This window comes from Cytobacillus sp. Hz8, from assembly GCF_042263505.1.
Taxonomy (GTDB): Bacteria; Bacillota; Bacilli; order Bacillales; family Cytobacillaceae; genus Bacillus_BE.
The window spans coordinates 64,823-76,186 of record NZ_JBHKFI010000021.1 but is presented as its reverse complement, the minus strand read 5'-3'; the positions used below and the strand labels follow the sequence as shown (position 1 = coordinate 76,186).

The following is an 11,364-nucleotide window of genomic DNA, read 5'->3' as shown; positions in this document are numbered from 1 at the left end:
TTTTTGAGAAATTACTTTCGGGTTATAGCCTTGAATAATATTTAATTTTATATCACTTGTATATTTAGTCATATAAAAACTGCACCTCCAATTGTTAGATAGTGTCTAACAATTGGGGTGCAGTTCAGCTGCACCTGTGCTTTTTTTTTGTCATGATGCCTATTTATTTAGATAAGTATTAACTTCCTTGGCAGCTTCACGCCCTTCGCGAATCGCCCAGACAATCAGGCTCTGTCCACGGCGTACATCTCCTGCTGCAAATACTCCTTCTATATTTGTTTGATAAGAGCAAGAAGTGGTGGCCACCTTTTGGCTGTTTGTCTCGACTCCAAATTGCGTGAGTAGTGATTGCTCTGTCCCTTCAAATCCAATCGCAATCAACACGCATTGAGCCGGCCAAATTTTTTCCGTTCCAGGAATTTCTTGAAAAAAATAAGAACCATCCTCTTGCTTTCGTTTTTCCATTTGAATCGTATGCAGTTCTTTCACCTGCCCACTTTCATCTGCAACAATTTTTTTCGTTAAAACGGAGTATTGGCGTGGATCTTTCCCAAATTGAGCTTCAGCCTCCTTATGCGCATAATCCACGGTAAAAACATTCGGATATGCCGGCCACATTGGGAGAACTTTCCTTAAGCAAACAAAAAAGGCCTTGATCGCAATTGAAGATGCGAAGGAAAAAATTGAAGAATATTTAGACCCAGATAAAGGGACAATAAAAATCGGCTATCCAACAAGTCTAGCAAACTACCTGCTGCCAACCGTCATTTCTGCCTTTAAAGACCGGAAACATCATATGGTTTTTCATTTAAGACAGGGCTCCTATTCCTATTTAATAGATGCGGTTAAAAATGGAGATCTGGATTTGGCTTTCGTTGGGCCAGTCCCAACGAAAGAACTGGAGCTTGAATCTTATATTTTATTCGCAGAAAATTTATCAGCATTATTACCCATTCATCACCCACTTGCCGAAAGGAAACAAATTACTCTTAATGAATTACAAAATGACAGCTTCGTTTTGTTTCCCGAAGGTTATATTTTAAAAAAAAATCGTCATTGATGCGTGTAAAGAGGCCGGTTTTCATCCAAGCATCTCCTCTGAGGGAACAGACATGGATGCCATTAAAGGTTTGGTTGCAGCCGGAATTGGCGTCAGTCTATTACCGGACAGCACATTCCAAGACTCCACCCCGCGCTACACTGTCAAAATTCCAATCATAGCCCCTCAGGTCAAACGGACGGTCGGTGTCATTACAGCGAAAAATCGAGATTTATCTCCGTCCGGAAAAGTGTTTTACGAGTTTGTTAAGGAATTTTTCTCGCTATTAGAGCAGTACCAAGGGAATAATTTATCCTAAATCGCAGATATTTTTATTGGGTATTATTTTTGAAGAATCTCCCTTGCAATTTATGGAAGCTTGAAAAAGCAAAATAATTTGATAGAATGGTAAATACTAGCTTTGGAGTTTCATACAGAGAGGCGGATTAGATTAGATGCTATTTGATTTAGATCCATCACTATTATTGATTTTAGTTGTCTTTGGCTTTTTAGCAGCATTTATTGATTCAGTTGTTGGAGGCGGCGGACTTATCTCCCTCCCAGCCTTGTTATTTACCGGTTTGTCACCTGCATCTGCCGTTGCGACCAATAAATTAGCAGGGACCATCGGCTCATTAACGAGTACAATTATGTTTTATCGCTCCGGAAAGCTCGAACTTAAATCCATTTATAAACTCTTTCCACTTGTTTTTATTGGTTCTATGATTGGAGCATGGACTGTTCACCTAATGAATCCCAATGTCCTCAAACCACTTATGCTTATCATGCTTGCAGCAGTGGCTATTTATACGATTTTCAAAAAGGACTGGGGCAATGTTTCTACCTATAAAAAATTATCCATGCGCTATCTCCTTCTTTTCATGGTTTTAATCTTTGCGATTGGCTTCTACGATGGCTTTCTTGGCCCTGGAACCGGATCTTTTTTAATGTTTGCTTTTTTAATGATTGGCTTCGATTTCTTAAAAGCAGCCGGAAACGCCAAATTTTTAAACTTTGGCAGCAATATTGCCGCCTTATTAATGTTCATGTATTTAGGCCAAATCAATTACGCTTACGGCATCCCAATGGGAATGGCCCAGTTTCTCGGGGCTGTTTGCGGCTCACGCTTCGCCATTAAACGGGGCAGCGGTTATGTACGTGCATTGTTTATCGCTGTAACTTTTTTATTGTTGGCAAAGAATACATATGATTATTTTCAGTGATTGGGGATTTTCTTATGTTGGATTGAATGAACTTATGAAATAGGTTCGGTTTTCTGAGGAGCTGGATGAAGCAAGAAAGGCGTTTTAGGTAATGTCTTCTTCTCCTTTTGGTTCCAGCTCCCGATTTTTATTTAAAAAATTGGATAACAGGATATTCATGTCTAGTGTTTGCTGTTGAAACTTTGGAGCGTTCTAAAGGACAACCCCTTTCCCCCGTTTTACGACTTTTTTCTAATCATGCTTCTCTCCATTCTTCGCGTAATCCACACAAGCCTTCACCCAGTTCTCAGCAAGCTTAGGGTTCGAGGCAAAATGAATATGGGAATATCCTGCGACAAGATTTCCTTTAAGGTAACCTTCTTTCTTCCCTTCGAATCGAGTCTTTGTTTGATAGGCAGGTGGAAGCATCTCTCCGCCTTCAAACACGGAATAATGAAACTCATGTCCCTTTGCTGTTTCATTTTCATCCAGCAAGAAGTTTCCTTTTACACCTGCAATTTCACGATAACCAAGCGCAGCTAGCTGCTTTTGCATGATTACTCTTCCAGGGATAAAGCCCACCATCGGATATTCCTTTCCATTTGTACATTGAATCGACTCTGTTAGATACATAAAGCCTCCACATTCTGCTAGTGTCGGCATCCCCTTTGTGACTGCTTCATAAATAGACGCCTTCACCGCTTTTTTCTCCGAAAGTTCTTTTGCAAACTCCTCAGGAAAGCCACCACCAATATAGAGGCCCGCAGCTGCACTCGGAACAGACTCTCCCTTTAATGGAGAAAAATAAACAAGCTTCGCCCCGTATGCTTCTAATAGATCGAGATTTTCCTGATAATAGAAATTGAATGCTTCATCCTTTGCAACCGCTATCTGTACCCCTTTATCCTGATGCGATTCAAAGATACAATCAGACCCCCTAGCCAGAGTTGTAGTCTTCGCAAGCTTATATAAAAGATCGATATCAATCGTCCCAGAAATCAAAGTGCCAAGCTGCTCAAAAAACAAGCCTAATTCACCACGTTCAATAGCAGGAATTAATCCTAAATGGCGGCTTAGAATTTCAATATCCGATTCATTAAGCAAATAGCCAATCACAGGTACATGGCATTCCTGCTCAATAGCAGCCTTGACGATTTCAAAGTGTCCTGAGCTTCCCACCTGATTGGCAATCACGGCAACTATATTTGTCTCCTCCGCCAATGACTGAAAGCCCTTCACGATGGCTGCTGCACTTCGGGCCATGCTCGCACAGTTCACAATAAGTACAACAGGGCTTTCCGTGATCAAGCTGATTTCTGCAGTGGAACCTGTATTTTCCAATGGACTTTTCCCATCATAAAAGCCCATAACTCCTTCAATAATCGAAATATCCGCTCCAAAGCTAGAACGTGAGACAATATCGCGAACGGTGTCTTTTGAACACATCCAGCTATCTAAATTTCGCGAAACTCGACCTGTCACAGCGGTATGATAGGATGGATCGATATAATCAGGACCACATTTAAACCCTTGTACCTTATATCCTTTTTGTTGAAGAGCTACCATAATTCCAATGGTCAAAGACGTCTTACCCACACCGCTTCCGGTCCCTGCAATAACCATTCTTCTCGCACTCATACACAAACCTCCATTATATACAGCATTCCCATATACCATAATAGCTCCTGCCTATGAAACATGTTTATTAAATAAGACAATGGTACTCTATGTATTTCAATAGATCATTATTTTTTCAAAACCACCAGCTAATCCAATTATATTAAATAATGAAACTCTAGCATAACTATGAAGAATGTGAGTCCTTTCGTTTCAGCTTGTATCTCGACAATAAGAAATAAATAATAAATCCAACAAGATAAATACCTGAAAGAATACAAATGTAAGAGAGAGGTTTAGTCTTTAAAGAAATCAGAAATAGATCAATCGGATAAATCTCACTGCAATATTGAACATCTTTTGGAGTAAAAATAAACAGACGCTTACATTCTGACTGTGCTAAAGAAGTAACTTTACTTGTGATAAAAAAAGAATTCATAAACGTGATTAGAAACACCGGAATACTTATGATCCAAAGGGTCCACCATTTTTTCAATGCATTCACACTCCCATAGTGAAACATTTTTCAAAAAAATTATTTTAACATATGACTTAGCTATGGCATCAGATATAAACAAACCAAGGGCGCCCCTTTATAATAACGAGGCACCCTATATCTATTATTCGTTTTCAACAGATTTTGTTGGCAAAGTCACGATCAATACACCAGCTAAAATCAAGGCTCCACCAATAAAAAAATGAAACGTTAATTTTTCATGCAAGAGCAGCCAGCCTAAGAAAGAACCCACAAGCGGCTGAAAAAAGAAAAATAGAGAACCTATTCCAGCATCCATTAGTTCAAGCCCCTTATTCCAGAGAAAAAAGGCAGCAGCAGTGGAAACAATTCCAAGATATAAAACACCCAATATAACATAGCTGCTTTCATAAGTAATATCTTTCGATTGAAGCTCCCAAAGCATAAAAGGCGTTGTAAAAATGAGCGCAAACAACACAGCATAGGTCGTAATTGTTAGAGAAGAGAAACGCTCTGAGGCTATTTTTACATAAACAGATAATAGAGCCCAGGTCACAGCTGCGCCAACTAAAATGATACTCCCCCAAAAATAAGTTCCTACATTAATATTCCAACCAATGACCGTCATCACGCCGATTGTAGCAAGTGTGACAGAGCATATCTTTCGAAGAGTTAGCTTCTCCTTTAATAGAAAACGCGCAAAGAAGACAATAAAAGCGGGAGTCGCTGAAGTAATTAACGACCCTGTATGGGCATCGGATAATTTCGTTCCGATAAACTGCAGAGCAATGGATGCAAAGTATCCAATAAAGCCAATCCATACAAGAAGAAACCAATCGCGTTTTTGAATGGGCGCTCGGTTCTCATTCTTCCGCTCTAGCCACTTTAAAATCGCGAATAAAACAACAAAGGCAATAATATAGCGCAGCCAAACAAGAGTTAATGGCGGAACAAAATCAAGTACATATTTGCTAATCACATACATACCGCCCCACATACTGGCGGCTAAGGATAAATAGATCGCACCTAATAAATTCTGTTTCATTAAATGATAACCTCCATCTTTTATAAGGAAATTTTTAATCCATTTTCCTCCTTAGACGAGGCATGATAGTTCAAAACGATTCATCCCTCATCTTAGGAATGAAACGCTGGTTGGTCATTTTCGAAAAGATCAAGATAGAGCCTCATCTCTAACACCTCCATTACATCCGTTATTCTCATAAACAAATATTTATGTAGACAATTACATTTATTATGACAGAAATTTATGAAAATTCACAACGGATTTATCTGATTTTATTATATGTGAAAAAGCTGCTAATTGGAGATTTTTAGTATAAACCATCGAAACCAACACAAGCTATTATCATAAACTTACTATGGGAGGTAACTCATGGAAGAGCATTCCATCCAGCTAACAACTCCAGAGATTACCGCACTGTGGACAACCTATATTCAAAACAGTGCGAGCAACTGTTTTTTTCAACATTTTCTTGAATTTCTAAAGGATGCAGAAATTAAACCAATTGTTGAAGAAGCTTTATCCCTCCAGCAATCCATCAATAATAAAATAGAAGAGATTTTTGCAGAAGAGAAGTTCCCTATACCGAAGGGCTTTTCAGATAAGGATGTCGATTTAACGGCTCCCCCATTGTATACGAACTTGTTTGCTTTGAGTTTTATATATCGCAGTGGACAAATAACGGTTCCAAATTATGCCCGCATTCTTACAAAGGTTGCGAGAACAGATGTTGTTAAACTATTTGAGGAGTGCTTGCAAAAAGCCACCTCTCTATATAAAAAATCGTTAAACCTTATGCTTTCTAAAGGCATATATGATCGTCCTCCTAAAATTGCCTACCCGAAAGAAGTCGAATTTATTCAAGAACAGCAAACTCTGCTAGGCTCTTGGTTCGGTGAAAAAAGGCCGTTAAATACAGCGGAATTAGGGGAGATTTTTTATACAATCGAAAGAAATTATATTGGGCTAGTACTTCTCATGGGCCTCATTCAAGTCATGAAGGATACGGAAATAAAGAATTACTTAGTAAAGGGGAAAAGGCTAGCGGAAAAACAAATCCATGCACTAAATAAAATCCTCGTAAAAGAGAATCACTTAGGAATTATTCCCGTTAGCAACGAGGTCACCGATTCCGCCATCTCTCCTTTTTCAGACCGACTTATCATGTTTCTCATGACTACGACAACCATGATTGGATTTTATTTAACGTCCTATACCATATCGAATACGATGAGAAAGGATTTAGTTGTACAATATACAATGCTTCTTGCAGAAATCACAAATTATAGTGATGAAGGATTAAAAATTATGATCAATCGTGGCTGGATGGAACAACCCCCTCAGCCATTAGATCAAAAGAATTTTCATTCAGACTGTTAAGGATACATTGAAAAACGCTGGTCTCGCAAAGATTGTTGTTTTTTCTAAAAAAATTCATTATGTTCTCACACCTAAAGGCTATTGTTTTGAACTCGATTGCTTTTGGATTTAGTTCAAGCTGTCCGAATCGGGCCTAGTTTTGGACTCGGTTGTTTCAGAATCCGGTCATGCTGTCCATTAGTGACCGGTTTTTGGACTCGGTTGAATCAAAATCCGGTTTTGCTGTCCATTAGTGACCGGCTTTTGGACTTGGTTGACAAAAATCCGGTTTTGCTGTCCATTAGCGACCGGCTTTTGGACTCATTTGACTCAAAATCCGGCCTTGCTGTCCATTAGTGACCTGATTTTGGACTCGGTTGAATCAGAATCCGGCTTTGCTGTCCATTAGTGACCGACTTTTGGACTCATTTGTCTCAAATTCCGGCCTTGCTGTCCATTAGTGACCTGATTTTGGACTCGGTTGACTCAGAATCCGGCTTTGCTGTCCATTAGTGACCCGCTTTCGGACTCAGTTGACTCAAATTCCGGCTTTGCTGTCCATTAGTGGCCGACTTTTGGACTCATTTCACTCAAATTCCAGCTTTGCTGTCCATTAGTAACCCGCTTTTGGACTCATTTCACTCAAATTCCGGCCAAGCTGTCCATTAGTGACCTACTTTTGGACTCGGTTGACTCAGAATCTATCAAAACTTTCCGAATGGGCAGACTCTGGATTTCGTCACAAATTCCTTTCCATTCAACCAGAGCTGTCCAAATCATCCCCCTAACAAATCAATTCCATTAGCAAAAAAGTTTACAAAAAAAACCATTAAAAAGAACTGTAGTATTGCAGTCTACAGTTCTTTTTAACTTAAAATTGATTTTGATTCAAAAATGCTTTCGTGCGGTCAAACTTTGGATTCGTAAATAGCTCTGTCGGATGACCGGATTCTACAATCTCCCCGTTATCCATAAAAATCACGCGGTTTGCCACCTCTCTTGCAAATCCCATCTCATGCGTCACAACAATCATTGTCATATCTTCTTCCGCAAGATCCTTCATCACCTGGAGGACTTCTCTAGTTAACTCAGGGTCCAGAGCAGAGGTAGGCTCATCAAACAGCAAGATTTCAGGATTCATCATTAAAGCCCGTGCAATCGCAACCCGCTGTTTTTGCCCCCCCGAAAGCTTACCTGGGAATGCCTTTACCCGATTTGCAAGCCCAATTTTCTCAAGAAGCTCTGTACTTCTTTTCCGAATGTCAGCAGCCGACTCTTTTTTCACCAATTTCGGGGCGAGCTCTAAATTTTCTTGGACCGTCAGATGAGGAAAAAGATTAAAATGCTGAAAAACCATCCCCATTTTTGCTGTGATTTCCTTAATCTTTTGCGGTTTGGAATAAGCACCATCCTTCACCAGATTTTCTCCACAGACTCGAATCGTCCCTCCGTCTATTTCCTCAAGATGAACAAGACTCCGCAGCATCGTGCTTTTCCCTGATCCAGAAGGACCAATCACAGCAACAACATCATTTTTATTCACATCAAACGTTATTTGTTTTAATACTTCTATCTGATCGTAAGACTTTTTAAGGTTGGATATTTCCATAATTGCCATATCCTGAACTCCTTTTTATTCAAATTTTAACCGGCGTTCAATCCATCTAAATAGGGTCGTTAAGATTAAAGTCATCAATAAGTAAATCAGACCCGTAAGGAAAAATGGAACAATCGTAAAGTCTCGGTTTACAGCCGTTTGCGCAAAGTGCAATAATTCTGGAACCGCCACAGCATAAAGCAATGCCGTATCTTTCACCAATGTGACAGATTCATTAGCAACCGCTGGTAAAGCAATACGAAACATTTGCGGTAGAATGATACGCGTTGTCGTTTGCCATTTATTCAAGCCCAATACTTGCGATGCCTCATATTGTCCTTTGTCGATAGCCAGAAGTCCGCCGCGGAAAATTTCAGCAAAATAGGCGGCATAATTCAAAACAAAGCCTAATGCTGCTGCAACAAAACGATCAAGGACCATATACTCCCCAATCACCGGAATCATTGGCAGTCCAAAGCAAATAAATAAGAGCTGTAATAATAAGGGTGTTCCACGCATGACATAAATATAGGCATACGCAAGCCAGGAGACTGGCTTAATATTGCTTCTAATCGCTAGGGTTAAAAGGAAGCCAAGAGGGAGCGATAGGATAATTGCGATAATAAACAAGAGCACCGTGGCTTGTGCCCCTTCTAGCATGGGCTTAAGAATTGAAAGAATGTACTCAACAGACATATTGGATTTCCTCCATAAAGTGAAACTTCCATCAGTGGGGGTTTTCTTCATCCCCCACTGATGGTTAGTTGAACCAATCGGACCTTTACGGGCAGTTGATCCCCCACCAATCTTCTTTGCATACGCAGAATCTTGAGGTGGGGGTCTTACTGCCCGTTAAGGTGGGATAAAACAAAACAGGGTTTCTCCAATGGAAATCCTGCTTTGCCGAATCATTTTTTCTCTATTATTTTAAAACTTTATCTTCACCAAACCATTTTTTCGAAATGTCAGCAGCAGTTCCATCTTCGTTCATTTCATCTAATGCTTTTTGAAGATCATCACGCAATTGTTCATTTCCCTTTTTCGCACCAATTCCATATTCTTCAGGGGCAAGAGATTTATCAAGCACCTTAAAGGCGTCGTGTTCTTTCGTCATATAATAGTTGATGACAACCTCATCAATGACAACCGCATCTAAGCGACCTGATTTTAAATCATTTAAGGCAAGAACATTATCCGTAAATTCAGTCACTTCTTTAAGCTGTGATTTAATAGGACTAGCATTCAAGGCATCTGCTGCTGAAGAAAGAGATTGAAGCCCTACTACCTTCCCTTTTAAATCATCAAGCTTATTCATTTTGGAATTTGCTAAAGTCACAACCACCTGTGCATTTTTCAAATATGGCTTTGTAAAAAGAACCTTTTTCTTTCGTTCATCTGTAATGGTATATCCATTCCAAATTAAATCGATACGACCACTGCTTAATTCAGATTCTTTTGTTTCCCAATCGATTGGCTGAAATTCAACTTTTTTGCCCATCTTTTCCGCTGCTGCTTTCGCATAGTCGATATCAAAGCCAACAATCTTATTATTCTCATCGCGGAATCCCATTGGCGCAAATTTATCATCAATTCCAATCACTAATGTATCATCTTTATCCTTCTTATTTGACGATGTACTAGAGCACCCAACTAGAAGAGAAAAGAGTGCAACCATCGTCAAAAACAATGTTGTTAAACGTTTCATTTTCAATAACCACCTTTCATGTTTTCTTTACCTTTTTTGAACCTTTTTATGTAATAGGCTCTTTATTTTTAATAAAATTCATTATCTTACAATAAAAGTAATCCTTTAAATCCTTTACTTCGCTAATATATTAGAGAAGTGAATCAACGAATATAAATTTAGCACAATATATCATTTCATGTCAATGGATTTTTTAGTATATTAGCAGACTAAAGGATTCATAGTTGATTTTATTATCGCAATAAAGCGACTTTGCGGCTTTATTATTATTTTAAAATTTAATTTTTTCATTACACAACCTTTTGTCTAAATAATTTTATAATCGAGTATATCCCTAAGAAAATAAGAAGGGTTTTCTTGAGGAGCCAGAAAAGGCAAGCAATGACTGCTTGCCTTCTGTGACAATGCGAATGAGACCATACTTAACCAATATTCCGTTATACATTAAAGCTCTTGAAGAAATCTATTTTTTGTAAAAAAGAAAGCTCAACGAAAATGCCTTAAAGTTAAAATTAATAGAATTTGATTAATCACCACAATTTGTGATTCTCTCAATTTAGTTAGGAGGGGGAAAAGTGAAGATATTTTTATTTGGTGTTATGACATTTTTGATTGTTATTAATACATTGGGCTGTTCAAAAAACGAAGCATACAATTCTCAAGAAGCGATTAAAAGAGGAGACATTGTATATCAGAATGAAGTCGTTAATTTAGAGAGATTAAAACAATTTTTAATAAACTTATCTAACAAAAAAGAAGACACGATCCGAATTACAGGTTATACAATCGAAGGAGATCCTATTTTCCATGACTTGCAATTTGATGGAAAGGTTATTCAATATACTTATGATAATTCAAACGATCATTTTGCGGGAGATGATAAAGGAACAGAAAAAGATGTTTGTAAAGAAGTCGTTAAGAAGGAAAATGAACATGGAGAAGCCGAATTCTTATTAAGTGGTTGTTCTAAAGGTAATAGCCTTTTTCTTTTAAGAGTTGAAAAGGAGAAACTAAAAAAACAATGGAGTAATTAAAAATGATTGAAAAACGAATAGTGAATAAGCTGTATTTTTTTTCCAGGCCTTTCATTAAATAATATGACAGCTCCTAATAGGAAAATATGAAAGGCACCTATCCATTGTTGAAATTCCCGTTAAACAATGATGATTTTTATATTAGACAAAAGGGCAGTTCAGTTGACAAAATGGTAAAAATACGATGAAGTATTAGTCGAACAAGAACCTAAAAAGCTCAAGAATTTACTCGGGCTTTCTCCAAACATTGAAATTAAGAACTTTTTCGAAAAATAGAGAGCTATATCCTACAGCTCTCTTCCGAATGTCTTA

The 11,364-nt window shown here is 38.4% G+C and carries 9 protein-coding genes and 2 pseudogenes; 4 read left to right on the top strand and 7 right to left on the bottom strand.

Going from position 1 to position 11,364, the window contains the following annotated elements:
* Nucleotides 1-159 precede the first annotated feature (159 nt).
* A pseudogene (locus tag ACE38V_RS19735) lies at nucleotides 160-618 on the bottom strand (FAD-dependent oxidoreductase); the annotation flags it as partial.
* On the opposite strand from ACE38V_RS19735, the pseudogene gltC reads away from it, so the two are divergent.
* Nucleotides 617-1,358, top strand: a pseudogene (gltC, locus tag ACE38V_RS19730) (glutamate biosynthesis transcriptional regulator GltC). The pseudogenes ACE38V_RS19735 and gltC overlap by 2 nt on opposite strands.
* Nucleotides 1,359-1,494: 136 nt before the next feature.
* Nucleotides 1,495-2,262, top strand: coding sequence for a TSUP family transporter (locus tag ACE38V_RS19725; RefSeq protein WP_375843994.1), 768 nt, complete (start codon nucleotides 1,495-1,497; stop codon nucleotides 2,260-2,262).
* A gap of 231 nt (nucleotides 2,263-2,493) precedes the next feature.
* Here the strand turns inward: ACE38V_RS19725 and ACE38V_RS19720 are convergent, their stop codons facing one another.
* The 3 genes from ACE38V_RS19720 to ACE38V_RS19710 all read right to left on the bottom strand — a co-directional run bounded on the left by ACE38V_RS19720 (nucleotide 2,494) and on the right by ACE38V_RS19710 (nucleotide 5,378).
* Nucleotides 2,494-3,879: a cobyrinic acid a,c-diamide synthase CobB gene (locus ACE38V_RS19720; RefSeq protein WP_375843993.1), complete on the bottom strand. Its 1,386-nt coding sequence runs from the start codon at nucleotides 3,877-3,879 to the stop codon at nucleotides 2,494-2,496.
* 166 nt (nucleotides 3,880-4,045) lie between these two features.
* Nucleotides 4,046-4,381 (bottom strand): DUF4306 domain-containing protein, encoded by a 336-nt coding sequence (locus ACE38V_RS19715; RefSeq protein ID WP_375843991.1) that lies wholly within the window; start codon nucleotides 4,379-4,381, stop codon nucleotides 4,046-4,048.
* Nucleotides 4,382-4,478: 97 nt separating this feature from the next.
* Complete coding sequence (locus tag ACE38V_RS19710) at nucleotides 4,479-5,378, bottom strand: DMT family transporter (RefSeq protein ID WP_375843989.1); 900 nt, start codon at nucleotides 5,376-5,378, stop codon at nucleotides 4,479-4,481.
* Between the two features lie 351 nt (nucleotides 5,379-5,729).
* Between ACE38V_RS19710 and ACE38V_RS19705 the strand changes: the two genes are divergently transcribed.
* On the top strand, nucleotides 5,730-6,737 hold the full coding sequence (locus ACE38V_RS19705) for a DUF3231 family protein (protein ID WP_375843987.1): 1,008 nt from the start codon (nucleotides 5,730-5,732) through the stop codon (nucleotides 6,735-6,737).
* A gap of 850 nt (nucleotides 6,738-7,587) precedes the next feature.
* Here the strand turns inward: ACE38V_RS19705 and ACE38V_RS19700 are convergent.
* From ACE38V_RS19700 to ACE38V_RS19690, 3 genes are all read right to left on the bottom strand, one after another.
* A complete protein-coding gene (locus ACE38V_RS19700) occupies nucleotides 7,588-8,334 on the bottom strand; it encodes an amino acid ABC transporter ATP-binding protein (RefSeq protein ID WP_375843986.1) in 747 nt (248 codons plus the stop codon).
* 15 nt (nucleotides 8,335-8,349) lie between these two features.
* Nucleotides 8,350-9,009 carry an amino acid ABC transporter permease gene (locus ACE38V_RS19695; RefSeq protein WP_375843984.1) on the bottom strand — a complete coding sequence of 220 codons (660 nt, stop codon included), beginning with the start codon at nucleotides 9,007-9,009 and terminating at the stop codon, nucleotides 8,350-8,352.
* Nucleotides 9,010-9,235: 226 nt separating this feature from the next.
* Nucleotides 9,236-10,018, bottom strand: coding sequence for an amino acid ABC transporter substrate-binding protein (locus ACE38V_RS19690; RefSeq protein ID WP_375843983.1), 783 nt, complete (start codon nucleotides 10,016-10,018; stop codon nucleotides 9,236-9,238).
* A gap of 575 nt (nucleotides 10,019-10,593) precedes the next feature.
* Here ACE38V_RS19690 and ACE38V_RS19685 point away from each other — a divergent pair.
* On the top strand, nucleotides 10,594-11,052 hold the full coding sequence (locus tag ACE38V_RS19685; RefSeq protein ID WP_375843981.1) for a DUF4362 domain-containing protein: 459 nt from the start codon (nucleotides 10,594-10,596) through the stop codon (nucleotides 11,050-11,052).
* Nucleotides 11,053-11,364 lie beyond the last annotated feature (312 nt).

Bases quoted from the DNA above. Each gene is read 5' to 3' on its own strand.
- ACE38V_RS19725 (WP_375843994.1), top strand. From the start codon at position 1,495: ATGCTATTTGATTTAGATCCATCACTATTATTGATTTTAGTTGTCTTT.
- ACE38V_RS19720 (WP_375843993.1), bottom strand. From the start codon at position 3,879: ATGAGTGCGAGAAGAATGGTTATTGCAGGGACCGGAAGCGGTGTGGGT.
- ACE38V_RS19715 (WP_375843991.1), bottom strand. From the start codon at position 4,381: ATGTTTCACTATGGGAGTGTGAATGCATTGAAAAAATGGTGGACCCTT.
- ACE38V_RS19710 (WP_375843989.1), bottom strand. From the start codon at position 5,378: ATGAAACAGAATTTATTAGGTGCGATCTATTTATCCTTAGCCGCCAGT.
- ACE38V_RS19705 (WP_375843987.1), top strand. From the start codon at position 5,730: ATGGAAGAGCATTCCATCCAGCTAACAACTCCAGAGATTACCGCACTG.
- ACE38V_RS19700 (WP_375843986.1), bottom strand. From the start codon at position 8,334: ATGGCAATTATGGAAATATCCAACCTTAAAAAGTCTTACGATCAGATA.
- ACE38V_RS19695 (WP_375843984.1), bottom strand. From the start codon at position 9,009: ATGTCTGTTGAGTACATTCTTTCAATTCTTAAGCCCATGCTAGAAGGG.
- ACE38V_RS19690 (WP_375843983.1), bottom strand. From the start codon at position 10,018: ATGAAACGTTTAACAACATTGTTTTTGACGATGGTTGCACTCTTTTCT.